This window comes from Paenibacillus sp. JCM 9796 (assembly GCF_055379675.1).
The window spans coordinates 3,133,614-3,152,726 of record NZ_AP043723.1 but is presented as its reverse complement, the minus strand read 5'-3'; the positions used below and the strand labels follow the sequence as shown (position 1 = coordinate 3,152,726).

Genomic DNA, 19,113 nt, shown 5'->3' with positions numbered 1-19,113 from the left:
TGAAGCCTCCCCTGATTTAGGTTTATGTTGTAAGCTATTAAGCTTCTTTCTCCATAAGCATCAATTTGTGTATGACCGCATGGATGGCGTGATTCTCATGATGCACCGTCAGTTCATCGGCCGCTTCTTTCAAAGGCTGGCTGGCATTCTCCACCGCTATGCCGCGGTCCGCTTGTTGCAGCATCGTGATGTCGTTGCCATTGTCACCAACCGCAATCGTATGCAAGCCTTCAATCCTCAGCATGTGCACCAGTTCCCTAAGCGCGGCACCTTTGGTCGCGCCTTCCGGCAGCAGCTCTAAATAGTTGGCTTCCGAATAAACCATTTCGCAGCGGATTCCGCTTGTCGTGATCAGCGATTCGAATTGCTCCAGTTTATCCCTCGGTGCGATAAATAAGATCTTCGTGATCGGATCATCGATCCAATCCTCCCTCATGTCTTTGCATCTTACGCCGTCTTTGCGTTCATGCATCTCCAGAACCTCATTGCGCACCGGTGCAAACACGTCGCTCTCGCGGTACACAAGAATGGCCGACTCGTCGCACAAACCGGAAATAAAGCGCTTCCAAATTTCCTTGGGAATAACGAGCCGCTTCTCATAAAGAACCTTCCCGGTGACAGGCGAATAAATCTTGGCGCCATTGTAGAGAATGACGGGAAGGTCAATCTCGAGCCGGCGAATATAGGGGAGGACCGCCGACTCCATTCGGCCGGTGGCCAATGTAAACAAGCCTCCCCTGGCTTTGAACTCCTTAATCGCCCTTGCATTTTCTTCGCTTACGTTCTGCGAACGGTCCAGCAATGTGCCATCCATATCGGTTACGATCAACACTTTGTTCAAGGGGTCAGCCTCGCTTTGCAAGTTCGTCGAATAACAAGTCTGGCTTCCATCAATTCCGATTCGGGCGTGTACTCTTTATCCGCTATCATTTGGAGCAGCAGCTGCGCCGCCCTTCTTCCCATCTCTCTGCGCGGCTGTTCCATCGTCGTCAATTGAATCCAGTACAGTCCGGCATACTCCAGGTTGTCGAATCCGATGACGGACACCTTCTCGGGAACCGGAATATCATGCATCGCCAACCATTCCAGAGCGCCAATCCCGAGCAAATCGTTCGCTGCGAAGACAGCGGTCAAGTCCGGATTGTGCCCGAACAGCTTGCCCATCGCTTCCCGTCCGCTTTCAATCGTGCGGCCTCCGAAGATCATATGGCCCGCTTCCGGCGTCAGCCCGTTCTTGCGCATGACATCCGTATATCCGCGCAGTCTTTCATTACCGATGAAAGAGCTTTGGGGCATTCCGATAAAGCCGATTTGCCGATGTCCGAGTTCAATCAAATAATTCATCGAAACCGTCGCCGCCTGGTAATGGTCTACGTCTACATACGGAATAGACAGGCCTTCCGGAGGTCTCCTTCTCAAGAACACAATCGGTATTTCCAGACTCGACAACAGTTCAATAAATTCATCATCCAGGAAGTCAGGGGTCAGAATGAGTCCGTCGAATTGTCTTTCGATGGCGCTTTGAAGAAATTGTTTCTCCTTCTCCGAGTTCCGGTTCCCATTCCCGAATACAACCTGATACCCCTGTTCAAACAACGTCTCTTCCACGGCATTGGACAGGCTCGTAGGGAACGGATCGGACAGATCGGGGACCATTAACCCTATCGTGAACGTTTTTTTCTGAATCAGGCCTTTGGCGAGCGCATTGGGCCGGTAATTAAAATAACGGACCGCCTCCATAACCTGCAGCTTGGTTTCTTGGCGTACATCGGGATGATTGTTCATCGCTCTGGAAACTGTAGAAACTGAAACACCCAAATGTTTTGCTATATCCTTGATGTTAGCCAAAATCGTACCTCCATCTATGAATCCAGCCTGCAAACGTTACCGGAAACGTTTCCGGTAACGTTTGTTATTATCATACACCATTATTAAAGCGTTTACAATATGGATTAGGAAATTTTCCCACAGCAAAAAACACAGACCCGAAGTCTGTGTTTTCGCACTTTATAAAGACAAGACTTTCTGAAGCATCGTTCCCGACTGCTTGTAATTGGAATGCCACGACAGCGCCTTTTCCAGCACATGCGGAGTTTGTCCTCCCCGCGTAAGGGCTTCCTTATAATAGTCCAGTAAGGCTTCGCGGTACAGCGGATGGGCGCAGCGATCGATAATAAGCTCCGCACGCTCTCTCGGCGCCAGTCCGCGCAAATCGGCGTAGCCTTGCTCGGTGACGACCACATCCACATCGTGCTCCGTATGGTCCACATGGGACACAAAGGGCACGATACTCGAGATGTTCCCGTCTTTGGCGATCGATTTCGTGACGAACACCGAGATACGGGCGTTTCGCGCAAAGTCTCCCGAGCCCCCGATGCCGTTCATCATTTGCGTCCCCAGCACATGGGTGGAATTCACGTTGCCGTATATATCGAATTCCAACGCCGTATTGATGGCGATCAGACCCATGCGGCGAATGACCTCCGGATGATTGGACAGCTCCTGCGGCCTCAGGATGAGCCGGTCCCGGTATTTCTCGAGATTCGGGAACACTTGCTCCATCTTCGGAGCCGAGAGCGTAATCGAACAACAGGAGGCAAACCGGACCTTGCCCGCATCCATTAAATCGAACACGGCGTCCTGCAATACTTCGGAATATACCTCCAGATCCGTGAATTCCGATTGCAGCAAACCATGAAAAACCGCATTGGAAACCGATCCGATCCCTGACTGGAGAGGAGCCAGCCGGTTCGTTAATCGTCCCGCGCGGACTTCCTGACGCAGAAACGCGATTAAATGCCGGGCGATTGTTTCCGTGTCCTTGTCCGGCGCTGTGATGGTTGAAGGGGAATCGGTCTGGTTCGTAAACACAATCCCCCGGACTTTACTCATGTCGACGGGTATGCCCAAGGTCCCGATCCGGTCATCCGGCCTGGAGATGGGAATGGGGGAACGCTCCCCTTGTTTACCCGGTTCGTACAAATCATGAAGTCCTTCCAGCGACTGCGGTTGCGCCAGGTTGATTTCGACAATAATGGAACGCGCGTGCTGCGCGAACACCATCGAGTTGCCTACGGATGTCGTCGGGATAATCATGCCGTCTTCCGTTATCGCAATCGCTTCCACGATGGCGAAATCAATAGGCTCCAGCACCTGAGCGCGCACCATTTCCGACGTTTTGGATAAATGCTGATCTATGAAATAAAACTCGCCTTGATTGATTTTCCGCCTCATCGTCGGATCCGCTTGAAAAGGAAGACGTTTATGGAGCAAGCCGACTTCGGCAAATAACTTGTCGATATCCGATCCAAGAGAAGCTCCCGTATATACATTAACTTTAAGCTTTTCACTTTTTGCACGCTCCGCTAACGCCATGGGAACCGCTTTTGCATCTCCGGCCCGCGTAAATCCGCTTAATCCCAAGGTCATTCCGTTTTTAATCCAGGAAGCGGCTTCTTCTGCAGAAACGACCTTCTCGTGGAGACGTTGATTTCGAATGCGATTGAAAACGTTTTCCAAAGGGTTTTCCCCCATTCATATGTCGTTTAGCCACATTTTAACCGATGATCGGCCGCGGAGAGGAATTTTCGGATGAAATAGGGAAAAAATCGGACAGAACACGTATATGGACGAATGAAACCGTAAAAGTCCATTAGAAACCGAGCAGCTTCCGGAAATAGCGGATATACGATTGACTGACCGTGATCTTGGTCCCGTTCCTCATGATTAACACAAGCGTGGAGTGCGTATCCGGGTAGATTTCCTTAATGTGGTTTACATTCACGATAAAGGAACGGTGGCAGCGCACAAAATAGTCTCTCGGCAGCAGAAAGTCAAATTCATTTAGCGTGTATTTATGGGTGCCGGAAAGCTTCTCGGTGACGACGTACGTTTTGCGGTCGCTTGCTTCCAGATACAGCACTTCCGGGAAAGGAACCGGAACCCACCCGTCCTGATACTTCACGGTGACAACGGATTGTCCCGTCGTCAGGGTAGGGAAAATCGCAGACACGCACCCCTCGAGCTTGCCTTCATGGATCAAGGGGACCGCCATGCCGTAATAAGGGACTCCGAATATGTCACGGTCAATGAACTCGGATACTTTTTGTTTGCCTGTCAATGCTTTATGCGTAATCGTCCCTTCCTTAATGGGATCGCCGGGCTTAATTTTCAGATCGATCCTTTTGCTGGGCCTGTAATAGATGTACTCCTTAGTATTGGCAACAACAATCGAGGTTTCGTCCGAGAACAATTCCCCAATCGCATTAAAGATGGACTCCATTGTAAAATGCTCCATATCCCGCACCTTCTTCGAAATAATCATTCCTTTACGCAAAGCTTATTTCGATGCAAACCAGGAATATCCTTCTAGCACGCCCGAATCGGACGCCGGGCAAGCTTGAATTACTTTTGTCTGACCCAAGTAACGATAGATAAAAGAATCGACAGGCACACAAGCAAGGCCGGAAGGTCTCATTGCTCATGCACTGGTCTTGTTCTCTCCCTTCGTCGTATCGATGTCAAGGATGTCCAATAAAAAGACGAAGATCGGAATACCGACGATCAAGCCCCAGATTCCCAGGTAATGCTCGGAGAAAATCAGAACGATAAACGTATAGAACATAGGGAGGTTCATTTTCGAAGACATCAGCTTCGGGTTTAAGAAGTAACCCTCCAGGAAATGGAGCACCGCGATCATCGAGAGCACATAGATCAGCATCAGATGCCCGCCGATATTATACCCGATAATACATAAAGGAAGTAATGAAATGAGAAAGCCCGCCACGGGAATTAAACTAAGCAGGAAGATCATGATCGACAGCGCAAACAAATAAGGAAAGCCTAGAATCCATAATCCGATCACCGTAAATATCGTATTGAATATCGCAATAAGAAATTGCGCCTCGATGACTTTCCCGAAGGACAAAATGAATTTCTTGCCGAAATACTCAAGCTCTTCATACAGCCAAGAAATTTTGCTTTCTTTCAGCCTGGAAGTAAAGGCGATGACCCTGTTTTTCTCAAGAATGAAGACAAGGCTTAAAATGATCGCCAGCACGAAGGTCGTTCCCCAATTGCTGATTCTTAGAATGTATTCGAAGCCTTGTTTGACATAAGCCTGCAAATTCAAGTCTTTCAATGTTTTGTACACATATTGGGAAACTTCATCTTGGGGGACGGGCATATTCGTTAAGCCGATCAACATATCTTTGACCTGTTTGATTTGAACAAAGACCTTCGGCAAATAGTTAATGATCGCAAACACTACGATGGTGACCAAAGCCAGATAAAGCAAAATAATAATGAACTTGCTGTTGATGGCGATGTATTTGCTTAGTTTTCTCGTTAGCATATGTTGCAGACTGTTCATGATGTAAGCTATTAAGAACGTTAACAAAACCAGGTTGAGCATATCCCTTATACTAAATAACAGTACAACGATCAGGGTCAGAATGAAAAATCTTCGTACCGTTAATGTTTCAAAAAAACGCTTAATACTTTCCATCGGTTCATCTCCATTCAAGTAGGCCGCTAATGCGCTCTTTTCTTAGTCTACAGCAATGAAAATGATTATAGCAATGAAATAAACCGAATATAGCGAAAAGAGCGCCCGTTAAGGCACTCTCTTCATGTACGAATGAACAAATCGTCCTAGGAAACACCCAGGTAGGCTTTGGCCACTTCCCGGTTGCCCCGTAATTCTTTGGCTGTTCCGCTCATGGCAATATGGCCGTTCTCCAGTACATAACCGCGGTCGGCAACCGACAGCGCCTTATTGGCCATCTGCTCAACCAAAATAATCGTCATTCCGTCTTGCTTCAAGCCCTTGATGATATCGAAAATTTCATTGACGATAATGGGCGCCAATCCGAGCGAAGGTTCATCCAGCAGCAGCAGCTTGGGCTTGCCGATTAAAGCGCGCGAGATCACCATCATCTGCTGCTCGCCGCCGCTTAACGTTCCCGCCAATTGGTCGATGCGTTCTTTCAGACGAGGAAACCGGAAAAATATATGTTCGAGCTCGCGGTCGAATTCTTTCTGGTTCACCCGTCCCACCCGTTTTTTCAAACCTAAGCGAAGATTTTCATAAACGGTCATACTGCTGAATACTTCTCTTCCTTCGGGTACCAGGGAAATGCCCATGTTTACCGTTTTATGAGCCGTTATATACGTGATATCCTGGTTCGAATACGAAATTTGTCCCGATCGGGGCTTCACCATCCCGAGGATAGCGCTCAACAGCGTCGTCTTGCCCGCTCCGTTGGAACCAATGACGGCGACGACTTCCCCTTCATTTACTTCGAGACTTACTCCCTTCAGCGCATGAACGCTCCCATAATACATATGAAGATCAGAGACTGTCAGCATGTTCCGTCTCCTCCTCTCCGAGATAAGCCTTAATGACATTGGGATCATCCTGAACTTCGTCCGCTTTACCTTCCGCGATCTTTCTTCCGTAATCGATCACGGTCACTTTATCCGAGATGCGCGACACGAAATCCATATGATGTTCAATGAGGATGATCGTCAGGCCGGCTTCTTTCAGCTTGCGAATGACATGCTCAAGCTCAACAATTTCTCCCGACGTCAAGCCGGCGGCCGGTTCATCCAGCAGCAGCAGCGACGGTTTGGCCGCCAACGCTCTGGCAATTTCGACGACGCGCTGGTGCCCGTACGCCAGATTGGCCGCTTTGATGTGGCGCAGTCCCTTATATCCCGCCAGATCCAGGTAGGCGTGCGCCAGATCAGCAATCCGCTGCTCCTGTTTGCGCATGCCGCCGGAGCGGAACAAGGCCGAAAACAAATGTTGTTTGTGGGATTGGGCCACGCCGATCATGATATTTTCAAGAACCGTCAACTCGCCAAACAACCGAGTGTGCTGGAACGTCCGGGCAATGCCTTGGTGCAGCATCTCTTGGGGAGTAGATCCGTCAATTTTTTTCCCGTTTAAATAAATATCGCCGGAGGTCGGCGTATAGAAACCGGATATCATATTAATAACGGTGCTCTTGCCGGCTCCATTGGGCCCAATAAGCGACAACACCGTCGAAGACTGAACCTCCAATGAAAGATCTTTAATGACATGAAGCCCGCCAAATTGTTTGTTGAGATTGTTAATGCTGAGCAGCGTTCCGGAAGCGGTATTGGCATTGACGTTCAGCAGTTGCTCGAGCGGTATGGCGTCATAAGCAGCCCGATTTTCCTTGGGCGTTTTTTTCTTTTCCAAATAATCAATGATCGTACCCGATATGCCCTTAGGCAAAAAGTAAAGGACCACAAACATTAATAACCCGTAAACCGCAAGCCGCAAATGGTCGAAGTTCAGAACCTCCGGAAGCAGCACGATAATGAACGAACCGAGAACAGGCCCCCATACGGTGCCGGCGCCTCCCAAAATAATGATCAACACCAATTGAATCGAAGTATGAAAGCCAAAAATATCAGGACTGATGAAGCTGTTCGCATGCGCGTAGATGGCCCCGGCCAAACCGGCAAATACCGCGCTGATGGCGAACCCTACATATTGATAGTAGAACGGCTTGATGCCAAGCGATTCCGCCGCAATCACGTTTTGTTTAATAGCCAGCAGGCTTCTTCCCCATACGGAACGTCTAAAGTTATAGACCAGCACCATCGCGACGGCGGCAACGATCAATACTAAATAATACACCTGCGTTAACCCGAATTGATAAGCGCCGATGGCCGGTTTTGCTATGCCCGATATGCCTAACGGACCGCCGGAAAAGGATTCCCACCGGATCAATATTTCATCGATGATGACGCCAAAAGCGATGGTGATCATGGACAGATAAACTCCGCCCGCGCGAATGGTCGGTATCGCAAGAATACTGCCCAGTATCAGACTGACCACAATGCCGATCATCGCCGTAATCCAGAACGGGGTTCCGAAGTGTGTGTTGAAAAAGGCGGCCGAATAAGCTCCGGCAGCCATCAATCCGGCATGGCCGATCGAAACAATGCCCGAATATCCGACTATGATATTCATCCCTATGCTGATAATGGCGAAAACGCCCACCATATAAAGAAGGTTCACATAATAACTGCTCAGAAAAAGAGGGGCTACGGCCAACAGAGCGAACAACAAGCCGATGGCAACGTTCTTTCCTGACAAGGCCCGCCTGTTATCCAGTTCAATTTGCAGGTTTGCTTCCACATTACATCCCTCTCTTCCTAAACTTTGACCACAGTCCGGGTGCCGAACAATCCCGTAGGTTTAACAAACAGAATCAAAATCACCAACAGGTAAATAATCATCTCCCGGAAATTGGGGGAGACATAGGTGGCAACCAGCAATTCCGAGATGCCCAGTCCCAGTCCCGTAAGGACGATTCCCTTGGCGCTGTTTAGTCCGGAAACCATCGCTACGGCAATCGCCTTTAACCCGAGCGGCAGTCCCACCGCGACGGAAACGGCATAAATCGTAGACATCATGCCCCCGCCGAGTCCGGCCAGAATCCCGCTGAGAATGTAGGCGATGGCCACGATGTAGTTGCTGTTGATCCCCATCAAATTGATGGCTGTATGATTATCGGCCGTAGCTCTCAGCCATAATCCCCAATGGGATTTGAGATAGAAGAAGGTAAGGAAAATAAGAAAAACGCCGACCACCGGAATTAAAATCAATTCCTTCCAATACACGCCGGCCCCGAGCACGCGCACGATGTCTTCGCCGACAGGGGAAGCGACAACATGCTCGTTCGGCCCCCATATGAAATGGGCGACATCCTGAATGATAATGCCGATGGCCAAGGTGCTGAGCACCCAGTTCACAGATGCGGTATCTTTGGCAAACTTTCGAATGGCAAAACGCTCGATAATAATGCCGAGCAAGCCGACAACGATTCCGGCCAACAAGAAAGATAGATAGAAAGGAACGTGCATTATTTCAACGAAGGCATACGTTAACATGCCGCCTAACATGACCAATTGACCTTGTGACATATTTACGGTTCCATTCACAACGAACGTCAAGCTGTATCCCAAAGCAATGAGCGCATACAAGCTGCCTATCGCCAATCCGCTTAACAGCACCTGCACCAGCGTCGCCGCTGCCCCTTCCATCATGGCTGTGTTCCCCCTTTTCGGACATTCACTTATCCACTTGGCTAAGGAGGCGGGACAGGCCCGCCCCCTTATCATGTCAAGCGTTATTGTTTATCGGATTTCACGATAACTCCGTCTTTCCACATATTCATCACGTAGGAGTTGATATCGATCGCATCGTGATTGTCTTTGCTGAACGCCTTGTCCCAATCGCGAATGACGCCGCTGTAAGGCCCCGCGTTATTTTCCAGCGCATCCTTTAACGCTTCCCGGTCTTTTTTGACATCATCGGTCAAGTCAACGGATTCAAGCGCTTTGAAAATCAGCATCGCTCCATCGAAGCCTTGGGCCGCCGCGGAGAAGGTGGTAGGAATATGTCCGAATTTACTTTTGAATCTTTCCAAAAATTGTTTCGACATCTCACGGGTTTGCTCGCTGGTGAAATTCGCCGTTTGGATCGCGAAGGTTCCGGTTGCCAGAGCCCCTCCGACTTCATTGACCCCGAGAGCGGCCATGCCGGTCTCCCCGATCACGGGTACCTTCCAACCGATCTTATCCATCGATTTCAACACATATCCGTTAGGCGCCCCGATGCCGAACAAGTAGATCACATCGGCCCCCGCATCGCGAGCGCGCGTGACTTGCGCAGTCATATCCTGATCCTTCAAGTTAAAGGACTCTACGGCCACCGGCTTTTTCCCCACTTCTTCAAGCGCCTTGGTCATGGCCGATACTGCCCCTTTGCCGTATCCGCCGCTCTCGTGAAGAATGGCGACTTTCGAGGCATTTAAGTTTTTCTCCATAAATTTCAAAGCATATCTCGCCGTAACCTCCGCGTTCATCCGTACGCCGAATGTCCACGGCATCCCGTTCGTGACGGATTCGGGAACGTTCGATGTCGCGACGACGAAGGGCAATTTCTCCTCTTTGATTACCGGGGTTTGCGCCAGCATCACCGTACTGAAGTATCCGCCGATCCCGGCCAGCACGTTTTCTTTTTGGCTGAAATCGCGGATAATACTTACTCCGCGCGTAGGGTTTTCCTCCGTATCGCGAACCACCAATTCAATCGGGCGGCCCTTGACTCCGCCCTTTTCATTGATCATGTCCGTTGCGATTTGCACGCCTTGATAAATGTTGACCGAAGCTTCCGCTGACCCTCCGGTAGCTTCCGTAGAAACCCCGATTTTAATCGGTTTCGCAGAACCGCTTTGGGCGGAGCCGCCCGAGGAAGCTGTGGTTGACGAAGAACTGGAACCGCAAGCGGAAACGATCAAAGCCATTGCCAAGCAGGAAACCAACAAGCCCGCGCCTTTTCTTTTGCTTTTTTTCACATAAACCACCCTTTCAACCGAACTTATTTTTTTATTAAGCTGCGACCAATCGGGTAAGTATCGACCCATGGGCTCGAGACCTCGAAGCTTGCGGCAGCCCTCAGTATATCCGCCTCGCGATTGAAGCCCGCCACGATTTGAAGACCTACCGGCATCCCGTTTGCATCAAAGCCGCAAGGAATCGAGGCAGCCGGATTCCCCGTCAAGTTAAACGGATAGGTATAGTAGGACCAGGACACCATGTTGCGATCGGGCAGCTCCCGAGGCACGTTCATTCCGACATCCACCGAAGATACCGGCAGCGTCGGGGTAAGGAGCAGATCATAGCGCTGGAACAATTGCCGTACTTTCTCGCGCAGCCTGTACCTGCTGAAAACCTTCGTGTAGTAAGCGTCAACCGATTCGTGAAGACGGCCTTGCAGCACTTCGGCCAAAGCGGGGTCGAGGAGATCGCGGCGATGCTGCAAATCGTCCTTAAGCGTCACGCCGATGCCTGCGTAAAAATCGGCCATCCATAAATCAATCGGATCGTCGATGACGTTCTCCACCAGCTCGATGGAGCAGCCCAGGTCTTCAAATCGCCGTACGGCCGTCTCGGTTATCATGCGCACCTCGGCAGTAGGCTTGGCGTAACCTAACGTCGGGCTCCAAGCGATGCGCAATCCTTGGACAGGCATGTCGCAGGCTGCTATGAAATCGGGTGTTCTCTCGGATACGCTAGCCGGATCGCGTCCGTCGTAACCCGAGACGGTCTGCAGCAGTAAAGCGGCATCCCGGACCGTCCTTGACAGAACGCCGACATGAGCTAAAGTCGGGGTTGCGCTGGTAGGGAAAACCGGAACCCGGCCAAACTGCGCCTTGATGCCGAAAAGTCCGCAAAGGGAGGAAGGAATACGAACGGAGCCGCCTCCATCCGTCCCCAGCGCGAACGGGGTTACCCCCGCGGCGACGGAAGCCGCAGCGCCGGCGCTTGATCCGCCCGGCGACTTGGCGAGGTTCCATGGATTATATGTAATGCCGGTGAGCGGACTGTCACCGCTTCCTGCCTTACTGCCAAATTCGGTTGTCGTCGTTTTGCCTATTATACCCGCGCCGGCAGCGCGGACCCGTTCAACCGAGGGGGCATCAGCCTCCGCGATATGGGTAGCCCGGGTGCGGGAACCGAACGTGGTCCGAACTCCGCCGACATGAATTAAATCTTTGACAGAAAGAGGAATGCCCTGCAGCCGCCCTAGCGGTTCGCCGGCCATGACTGCCTTATCCGCTGCCTTAGCCGCCTCCATGGCAAGCTCCGGCGTCGCCGTTACAAAGGCGTTCAGCGCAGGCTCCAGCGCCGTCATTCTTTCCAGCGTGTCCGACATAACTTCGACTGCCGATAGTTGTTTATTGCCAATGGCAGCCCGTATTTCCAAAGCGGTCATCTTCGCGATGTTCATTCACAACACGGCTCCTTCAGTTCGACTCTTGCGTCAAGGAGATTCCGATCCGTTACTCGTTAATTACGGCATAGGCCCGAACCGGAGATCCGGTACCGCCTTTCACTTTCAGCGGCAGTCCGTAGAACATAAACTCGCCTTTTCCAACCAGCTCTTCTAAATTCACCAGCCATTCATAATGAGAGATGCCCCGGTCGCGGCAAACGCGATGGCTTGGAAAGAGGTTGTCGCTTGGACGATCCGTGGAAGGCCCTTCCACACCGTGCAGCTTGGAGCCGCGATCGGCCAGCCAATGCGTTGCGGCTGCCGTTAAGCCCGGATTGGACCAACATACTTTACGGTCCGGGTAATGGCGCTTATGCAGTCCCGTATTGATCAGAACGATATGACCATCTATTCGAACCCCGGCTTTTTTCTCCGCTTCTTCAAGATCGGCCACATCTATTTCGCCAAGATCCGGAATATGCGTCAGGTCAAGGCATACGGCCTTGCCAAAAAACATATCCAGCGGCATCTGTTCGATGGAATCCCCGCCCGGCTTGACATGTACATAGGCGTCAACATGCGTGCCGATGTGATCCAGCGTACCGATATAGCTTGTAGCGAAGGTCATCGGATCTTCCGGAACGCCCAAGCCCAGATGAATGGTTTGTTCATGAGTCATATGCGAAGTTATGATCGGGCTTTGGAACAGCTTGTGCGACGGAATATTGTCCTCAATTTCAAGCGTGAGATCTACGATTCGTTCTGCCATGGTATAACCTCCAAAGTCGTTTTTATAATAAAGAGCCTTTGATCCGACCAACCCTGTGCACGAGGCCGATTGTCAGATTATATTACATAACCCGACAAAACGTTTTCTGGTCTGACCAATATAGCTATAAAACCGCAATATAACTTATAAATATCGTTTTGTATCTTTGATTGGTCTGACCAATATGGCGTGGATAATGCTCTGTCGGTTGATATTAGATCATCCTGCAAAGCGTTTATTTGGTCCGACCAACTTCTTGAGGCTATTATAGCACCATATTTTTGATTTGAAAAGCATTTTGTGTAATGTTTTGTAACATAAATAACAGATTCCGGACAAAAAACTCGCCTTTTCGCCTTTTTTCGTGCAAATAAGTAACACTTAATGTTAAATTAAAATACACCCGATGTACATCGAAGCCAAAACAAAAAAGGCCTTCCGGCCTTTTCCTGTTCAACAAATCGTTATACTTCTTTTATTCGGCAGGGAATCGATTCAACGCCTTCATTAAATCAATCGTATGCTCGATATGCCTTTCCATTTCCTCTGCCGCGCGATGCCCGTTCTTGTCAATAACAGCCTGCAGGATCGTCTGATGCTGACGGGCAAAATCGTCATTAACTCCAGCGATCTCTTGTGTCTGTAAACGTGTGGTGTACAGATTCGGCGTTACCAAATCGGAGACGAGCACCAAAATATCCGATAACGTATTATTGTAGGCAGCTTTCGCAAGGAATAGATGGAAATCCAAGTCCGCTTGGATTTGAGCCTGCAAATCACTGGCCGAACGCATACGCTCCACCGCATTTTGCAGCAGCCGGATATCAGCTTCTTTTCTGCGTTTGGCCGCCAGCTTTGCAACGCCACCCTCAAGAACCTTCCTCGATTCCAGCAATTCAATGGATGTTTCCGTAGGAATCGTGAAAAATTGGAGCATCGTCGTCAATATTTTAGGGATATGGGGGGTTTTAAGAATGGTCCCCTCTCCCGGTTTGGAATAAATGACGTCGAACATTTCAAGGATCCGTAAAGCTTCCCGCACCGAAGATCTGCTCACCTGCAAATAGGCCGCCATCTCACGTTCCGTCATCAACTTATCTCCTGCCGCCAAATTGCGCGAAGAAATATACTCGCGGAATTGGTGCAATACTTGTTCAAACATGCGATGGTTTTTATTGACCGCTGTCACTTCGTTCACCTCCTGCCGGTTAACCTTCCGTATCCGCATCTCTTTTCTAAGTTTTCACTTATTTTACATATATAACTATATATGGCGTCCTATCCAATCCACATGTGATATTATATACCATAACTCTGATGAATTGTAACTCCCGCCATCGCAAGCTATCGAGAATCCGCTTACAAAATAAATTATCCATAGTGCGAAACTCCTTAAACCGGCCTGCATGTAAGAGTATCATATCATCTGACTTTCAGCGCAACAACAGGAGCCCTCGCTCCATTTTATTTCCTTTTTCTCACAATTATGAGGACTGGATCATCGGGCTTCGTCTATGATGAAATCAAATAAAATTGTACATGCATGTACTAGTTCTTATAATGGTCATATATTCCTGTCACCCGAAAGGCAAGCTGCAGATTGAGGAGGCTTACAATTTCAGTGGAAATGGTTAATCTCAAACCGTTAAAAATCTTGATTGTTGACGATGAGCCCGATATCGTTAATTTATTGGAAACGGTTCTGTTGAAAGAAGGGTTCCTGCATATCTATCACGCATATTCGGGAATATCGGCAATTGAGCGCTGCCGGGAGGTTAAGCCGGATGCGATTATTTTGGATGTGATGCTCCCTGACATGGACGGGTTTACGCTCTGTAAACAAATACGCCAATTTTCTTTATGCCCCATCTTCTTTTTGTCCGCCAGAGACGACGACACCGATAAAATTGTGGGCCTTGCTTTAGGCGGAGACGATTATATCACCAAGCCTTTCAGCCCAAAGGAAGTTGCGTATCGGATTAAAGCGCATCTCCGCAGAAGCCTCGTCTACTCCAGGCAGTCTGAGCGGGAGCCTTGCGTCTTCGGGAATGTCCAGATCGACGAGCAAAGGGGCGAGGTGCGGAAAGATGGCGCCCTCGTTCCATTGACGGCGAAGGAATTCCAGCTTCTCGTTTATTTGGCGAAGCACCCCTCCCGCATTTTTAACAAATCGGAATTGTATGAAGCGGTATGGGGAGAAAGTCTGCTAAGCGGTTACGACAATACGGTCATGGTACACATTCATCATTTGCGCGAAAAGCTTGAACACGACCCGGCGAATCCAAGGCTGATCCTAACCGTAAGAGGGCTTGGCTATAAATTGCTTCCGCAGGATGAAAGCTGATGAAGTGGAAAATTATATTTCAATTTTTAACGGCTATCTCCACCCTGGCCATCCTTCTTGTCATCCTCATCATAGCCGCCGTGCACTTTGTCTTCAATCCTTTTTTCAGCGGCAACCGTACCTTGCAGGGTGTCGAACGGCTGGTCCTTGATTTTGAAAGTCAGATCGCGTTTCGGGATCACCTGCCCTATGTGACAGACGAAGGCATGCAACTGCTCGATTCAAAACAAGCGTGGATTCAAATCCTCGATACGAATGGGTCGGAAGCTTATCATTACAACTTGCCGGGTCACGCTCAGAGCCACTATTCGCCTAGTGAAATTGTTTTCATGAATAAATTTTCCGTAGGAGGATATACGGTGTTTACCGGGCGAACCGAACGAGAAGGTTACCATTGGAGCTATCTGATCGGGTTTCCCGAAATGGCCATCTCGAAATTCACGTTTTACTTCGGCCCCGAACAGTTTTTCACGATGTGGCACAAGGGCCTGCTCTTATTTATGGGAACAGCCATCGCCGCCATTGTGCTCGTAGGTTATTTATTTTCCAGGTGGTTGTCGAACCCGGTATGGTTAATCATCGGAAGCATCAAGCAGCTGGCGGAAGGCCGCTATCAGGTAAACCTGAAGCCGAAGGGTTTATATAAAAACGTGTATCTCAGCCTCAACCATTTGTCGCAAACGCTCTATTTCCTCGCCGAACACAGGAAAGTAACGGACCAGCTTCGAGAAGAGTGGGTATCCAATCTTTCGCATGACATGAAGACGCCCTTGTCTTCCATTAAAGGCTATTCGGAATTGCTTGCCGATGAGGAGTACGATTTGGAACGACGGGAACAAATCGGATTCGCCAAGGTCATCGTCCGGCAAGCGGCGTATATGGAGGAGCTGCTTCAAGATTTCAAGCTTACGTTTCAATTAAAAAATCAGACCCTTCCGATCCACAAGCAGGAAGAAAATATCGTTCAATTGCTGGAAGGACTGCAAACACTCTTGCTAAACCATCCCCGATTTCAATCAAGGACTATCCTGATTGAAAAGGACGGCCCGCCCGTATTCCTGGCCTGCGACTCCAAGCTGCTGCGACGCGCCTTTCAAAATCTGATTAGCAATGCGCTGATTCATAATCCGTACCCGGCCCAGGTACGCATTCAGATTCAATCTACCGACAGAGAAGTGTTTGTTCAGATCAGGGATACCGGCAACGGTATCCAGGAGCAAGAAATTAGCCGATTGTTCGAGCGGTATTACAGAGGTACGAATACGATGGATCACGAAGGAAGCGGCCTCGGGTTAGCCATTGCCAAGCAAATTATTGAGGCCCATCACGGTACCATCGGCGTACAAAGCCATACAGGCAGCGGCACCCTCCTGAACGTACGTTTGCCCAAACAATTAAGCCAGATTTAAGGTAAGCTAAAAGCAGCCTTAAACGCCAACTCGTATCATGCTCTCTGTACGATATCTACAGGGAGCGTGATTTTTTTGAGTTTCTTAGTGGAAACGAAGCATTTATCCAAGTCGTTCAAGTCCTTTTATCCAGTGAAAGGCATTGATTTGAAGGTGAAGCGCGGTGGCGTGTACGGTTTCCTGGGCCCGAACGGCGCAGGCAAAACGACTACCATTCGCATGCTATTAGGCTTGATTCAGCCAACACAAGGAACGATCTCTATATTCGGCAAGGATGTTCGGAAGCACCGCCTGGAAATTTTGAACAAGGTCGGTTCCATGGTAGAATCTCCATCCTACTACGGTCATCTTAGCGGATATGAAAATTTGGAGATCGTGCGTAAGCTGCGCGGAGCAGCCAAACGTGATATCGGGCATGTGTTGGGTATTGTTCGCTTGCAGGAATGGCAGCACAAGAAGGTAAAGACCTATTCGCTGGGGATGAAGCAAAGATTGGGCATCGCTCAGGCCTTGCTAGGCAATCCGGAGCTCCTGATATTAGATGAACCTACGAACGGCTTGGATCCGGCCGGTATCCAGGAAATCCGGGAATTGATAACCCGCTTGCCTGTTGAACAAGGAATTACAGTGCTTGTTTCCAGCCATATTTTAAAAGAAATCGAGCTTATGGCAAGCGAAGTCGGCATTATTTACAAGGGTGAATTGCTATTTCAAGGTTCCTTAAGCGAATTAAGGAGCAAAGGGTATTCAGGCATCCGGGTCGCCGCAGCGCCGGTTGAAGAATCGGCCGCCTTGTTGTCCAGGCTTGGCTACACCTTGAAACGGGATGGGGATCATTTGCTTATCGACGCCCCGAGCGAACGGATTTCCACGATTAATCAGGATTTGGTGCTGGCCGGCTTTCGGGTATCTCATCTCAGCGAAAGCAAGGAATCGCTGGAAGATATTTTCTTGAACATGACAAGAGGGGGCGAAAGCTGGTGAAATGGGGCGCTATTTTTTTGTCCGAATGTCAGAAACAAAAGAAAATGGTATGGATTCTTTCAACAGCAGGCCCTCTGCTTGTCGTTCTATTGCTGTTTGTTAATTTGTTTCTGCGTTACGACTATCTTATGATGAAGTTCGCTCCCATGACGTCCTGGGAAATTGCCATGCGCGAAATCTTTTTCTTATGGTCTTTTTTCTTCCCCATCGGCGTGACCCTGCTCGCGGCTATGATCCACTTCTGCGAGTTTCAAGACGATGTATGGAAGCAGCTGCTCAGTATGCCGGTTGCACGTTCCCACATTTATTTGACCAAATGGTTCCTTCTGATCCTGCTGACCGGCATGTCCATCCTTGTCTTCCTGGCGGGGATATGGGTTACGGGGCTGATCTTCGGATTTCCGGAGCCGTTTCCTATCCTTCTTTACGGCGAGTACGGGCTGTACTTATTCGTATCCGGTCTGGGTATCTCCAGCATACAGCACTGGCTTAGTTCCAAATGTAAAAATACGATGATTCCAGTCGCTATCGGCATTACAGGAAGTGTTTGCGCACTCTTTTTGGCGCAATCCGAAATGACGCAGTACATGCCATATGCCTCCGCTCTTGCTGCGCTGCCGCTCCTGGACACCAATCAGAACATTGCACTGATTAGCGGGTTAGGATTTGGCATCGGAGGCATTGCGCTGGGAATGCTGGAGTTTCAATCCAAAGACATGATGTGAATGAGAGAATGAGAGGAGATGGGGTTCAATGACCCACTTATTGAGGGCGGAATGGAGCAAATTAAGACACTCCAAATTGATGTGGCTCGTTCTGCTTACGCCCGTATTGATTTCAGCGCAAGGCACGGCCAACTTCATGAGGTATAAGCATATTTGGACGCGGGATGCCTGGACCGTCCTTATTGAACAAAGCTTTATTTTTTATTCGTCGCTTATGCTGCCCCTGTTCATTGCTGTGCTTATGGTCATGATGGCGCGCATCGAACACAGCCATAATGGCTGGAAGCAGTGTTTAGCTTTGCCCATCGGCAGAGCGCCCTTCTATTTGATGAAATTTGCCATCGGTGTTTTTTTAACGTTCCTAAGCATAGGCATGCTGTGCGTCTGCATCCTATTGGGCGGATTCATCGTTCAGGCGGAAGGACCTATTCCTTATGACCGGATTTTTCTTCCTATGCTTCTCGCTTTTGCGGCCGCTATGCCCATCATGTCCATTCAATATTGGTTGAGCGTCACGTTCGCCCAAGTGGGCATTCCTTTGGCAATCGCCGCGGGATTATCGCTGCCCAACCTGCTTGTGGCCAACTCTAAATATTGGATATTCGACCCCTGGACGTACCCGATGGTCGCTTCCCTTAACGGTACGCTAAACCAATTTCAGGGGAGCCCGGCCATGTTCTCCAGCTCCCTGCTGCTCTTCTTGCTCAGTCTGGGCGCGGGCTTGATTCACTTTAGGAAGAAAGATGTTATGTAATCACAATTTGACATTTTTTTGCACGATTCCGTAATAAAGCACCAACTGGGTAACAGCCGTAATCATCAATATCCAGGCAACCAGATGATAATCCATTCCATCAGCAAACAGCATAAAAAAGACGATGGAAACTATGCGGCCGATGGATAAAAATATTTGACGGGTAACGATCAGCTCCCGGCCGTCCGTTACAGGATAAGCCATGCGTCAAAAAACAACGGAACAAAAACCAAAGAAGCAGCGGGAAACTGCTCCTTCGGCTTTTGTTCCGTCCCTATTTGTCCACGTATTTGATTGTGCAAGTCCA

At 49.4% G+C, this 19,113-nt stretch carries 18 protein-coding genes; 5 read left to right on the top strand and 13 right to left on the bottom strand.

Annotated elements, in window-relative coordinates; all coding sequences use genetic code 11:
* Positions 1-37 precede the first annotated feature (37 nt).
* From ACZ439_RS15175 to ACZ439_RS15120, 12 genes are all read right to left on the bottom strand, one after another.
* The gene (locus tag ACZ439_RS15175; protein WP_244932981.1) at positions 38-832 is read right to left on the bottom strand and encodes an HAD family hydrolase; all 795 of its coding nucleotides are present in this window, start codon (positions 830-832) and stop codon (positions 38-40) included.
* Between the two features lie 5 nt (positions 833-837).
* Positions 838-1,848, bottom strand: coding sequence for a LacI family DNA-binding transcriptional regulator (locus ACZ439_RS15170; RefSeq protein ID WP_430103659.1), 1,011 nt, complete (start codon positions 1,846-1,848; stop codon positions 838-840).
* 159 nt (positions 1,849-2,007) lie between these two features.
* Positions 2,008-3,519 (bottom strand): acetyl-CoA hydrolase/transferase family protein, encoded by a 1,512-nt coding sequence (locus ACZ439_RS15165; RefSeq protein ID WP_054796527.1) that lies wholly within the window; start codon positions 3,517-3,519, stop codon positions 2,008-2,010.
* 133 nt (positions 3,520-3,652) lie between these two features.
* Positions 3,653-4,297, bottom strand: a complete 645-nt coding sequence (locus tag ACZ439_RS15160; protein ID WP_054799475.1) for a LytTR family DNA-binding domain-containing protein — start codon at positions 4,295-4,297, stop codon at positions 3,653-3,655.
* A gap of 183 nt (positions 4,298-4,480) precedes the next feature.
* On the bottom strand, positions 4,481-5,506 hold the full coding sequence (locus ACZ439_RS15155; RefSeq protein WP_141334394.1) for an AI-2E family transporter: 1,026 nt from the start codon (positions 5,504-5,506) through the stop codon (positions 4,481-4,483).
* 146 nt (positions 5,507-5,652) lie between these two features.
* Positions 5,653-6,369, bottom strand: a complete 717-nt coding sequence (locus ACZ439_RS15150; protein ID WP_464619871.1) for an ABC transporter ATP-binding protein — start codon at positions 6,367-6,369, stop codon at positions 5,653-5,655.
* Positions 6,353-8,176, bottom strand: coding sequence for a branched-chain amino acid ABC transporter ATP-binding protein/permease (locus tag ACZ439_RS15145; protein WP_464619870.1), 1,824 nt, complete (start codon positions 8,174-8,176; stop codon positions 6,353-6,355). The genes ACZ439_RS15150 and ACZ439_RS15145 overlap by 17 nt, the downstream gene beginning before the upstream one ends.
* A gap of 17 nt (positions 8,177-8,193) precedes the next feature.
* The gene (locus ACZ439_RS15140; RefSeq protein ID WP_127608634.1) at positions 8,194-9,087 is read right to left on the bottom strand and encodes a branched-chain amino acid ABC transporter permease; all 894 of its coding nucleotides are present in this window, start codon (positions 9,085-9,087) and stop codon (positions 8,194-8,196) included.
* 83 nt (positions 9,088-9,170) lie between these two features.
* Positions 9,171-10,400 carry an ABC transporter substrate-binding protein gene (locus tag ACZ439_RS15135; protein WP_164751873.1) on the bottom strand — a complete coding sequence of 410 codons (1,230 nt, stop codon included), beginning with the start codon at positions 10,398-10,400 and terminating at the stop codon, positions 9,171-9,173.
* A gap of 23 nt (positions 10,401-10,423) precedes the next feature.
* Positions 10,424-11,836: an amidase gene (locus ACZ439_RS15130; protein ID WP_155614677.1), complete on the bottom strand. Its 1,413-nt coding sequence runs from the start codon at positions 11,834-11,836 to the stop codon at positions 10,424-10,426.
* 52 nt (positions 11,837-11,888) lie between these two features.
* Positions 11,889-12,590 carry a cyclase family protein gene (locus tag ACZ439_RS15125; protein ID WP_127608637.1) on the bottom strand — a complete coding sequence of 234 codons (702 nt, stop codon included), beginning with the start codon at positions 12,588-12,590 and terminating at the stop codon, positions 11,889-11,891.
* Between the two features lie 475 nt (positions 12,591-13,065).
* On the bottom strand, positions 13,066-13,779 hold the full coding sequence (locus ACZ439_RS15120) for a FadR/GntR family transcriptional regulator (RefSeq protein ID WP_372814881.1): 714 nt from the start codon (positions 13,777-13,779) through the stop codon (positions 13,066-13,068).
* A gap of 438 nt (positions 13,780-14,217) precedes the next feature.
* Between ACZ439_RS15120 and ACZ439_RS15115 the strand changes: the two genes are divergently transcribed.
* From ACZ439_RS15115 to ACZ439_RS15095, 5 genes are all read left to right on the top strand, one after another.
* Entirely contained in the window at positions 14,218-14,934 is a 717-nt protein-coding gene (locus tag ACZ439_RS15115) for a response regulator (RefSeq protein WP_054796545.1), read from the top strand.
* Positions 14,934-16,343, top strand: coding sequence for a HAMP domain-containing sensor histidine kinase (locus ACZ439_RS15110; RefSeq protein WP_464619869.1), 1,410 nt, complete (start codon positions 14,934-14,936; stop codon positions 16,341-16,343). Before ACZ439_RS15115 ends, ACZ439_RS15110 begins: the two co-directional genes overlap by 1 nt.
* A 75-nt stretch (positions 16,344-16,418) precedes the next feature.
* Positions 16,419-17,327, top strand: a complete 909-nt coding sequence (locus ACZ439_RS15105) for an ABC transporter ATP-binding protein (protein ID WP_054796515.1) — start codon at positions 16,419-16,421, stop codon at positions 17,325-17,327.
* The gene (locus ACZ439_RS15100) at positions 17,324-18,052 is read left to right on the top strand and encodes an ABC transporter permease (RefSeq protein WP_155614680.1); all 729 of its coding nucleotides are present in this window, start codon (positions 17,324-17,326) and stop codon (positions 18,050-18,052) included. The genes ACZ439_RS15105 and ACZ439_RS15100 overlap by 4 nt, the downstream gene beginning before the upstream one ends.
* Positions 18,053-18,080: 28 nt before the next feature.
* Positions 18,081-18,806 (top strand): ABC transporter permease, encoded by a 726-nt coding sequence (locus ACZ439_RS15095; RefSeq protein ID WP_464619868.1) that lies wholly within the window; start codon positions 18,081-18,083, stop codon positions 18,804-18,806.
* On the opposite strand, the gene ACZ439_RS15090 is transcribed toward ACZ439_RS15095, so the two are convergent.
* Complete coding sequence (locus tag ACZ439_RS15090; protein ID WP_464619867.1) at positions 18,807-19,010, bottom strand: hypothetical protein; 204 nt, start codon at positions 19,008-19,010, stop codon at positions 18,807-18,809.
* Positions 19,011-19,113 lie beyond the last annotated feature (103 nt).

Coding starts and splice junctions, on each gene's coding strand:
- ACZ439_RS15160 (WP_054799475.1), bottom strand. CDS start 4,297: ATGGAGCATTTTACAATGGAGTCCATCTTTAATGCGATTGGGGAATTG.
- ACZ439_RS15155 (WP_141334394.1), bottom strand. CDS start 5,506: ATGGAAAGTATTAAGCGTTTTTTTGAAACATTAACGGTACGAAGATTT.
- ACZ439_RS15150 (WP_464619871.1), bottom strand. CDS start 6,369: ATGCTGACAGTCTCTGATCTTCATATGTATTATGGGAGCGTTCATGCG.
- ACZ439_RS15140 (WP_127608634.1), bottom strand. CDS start 9,087: ATGATGGAAGGGGCAGCGGCGACGCTGGTGCAGGTGCTGTTAAGCGGA.
- ACZ439_RS15130 (WP_155614677.1), bottom strand. CDS start 11,836: ATGAACATCGCGAAGATGACCGCTTTGGAAATACGGGCTGCCATTGGC.
- ACZ439_RS15125 (WP_127608637.1), bottom strand. CDS start 12,590: ATGGCAGAACGAATCGTAGATCTCACGCTTGAAATTGAGGACAATATT.
- ACZ439_RS15115 (WP_054796545.1), top strand. CDS start 14,218: ATGGTTAATCTCAAACCGTTAAAAATCTTGATTGTTGACGATGAGCCC.
- ACZ439_RS15110 (WP_464619869.1), top strand. CDS start 14,934: ATGAAGTGGAAAATTATATTTCAATTTTTAACGGCTATCTCCACCCTG.
- ACZ439_RS15095 (WP_464619868.1), top strand. CDS start 18,081: ATGACCCACTTATTGAGGGCGGAATGGAGCAAATTAAGACACTCCAAA.
- ACZ439_RS15090 (WP_464619867.1), bottom strand. CDS start 19,010: ATGGCTTATCCTGTAACGGACGGCCGGGAGCTGATCGTTACCCGTCAA.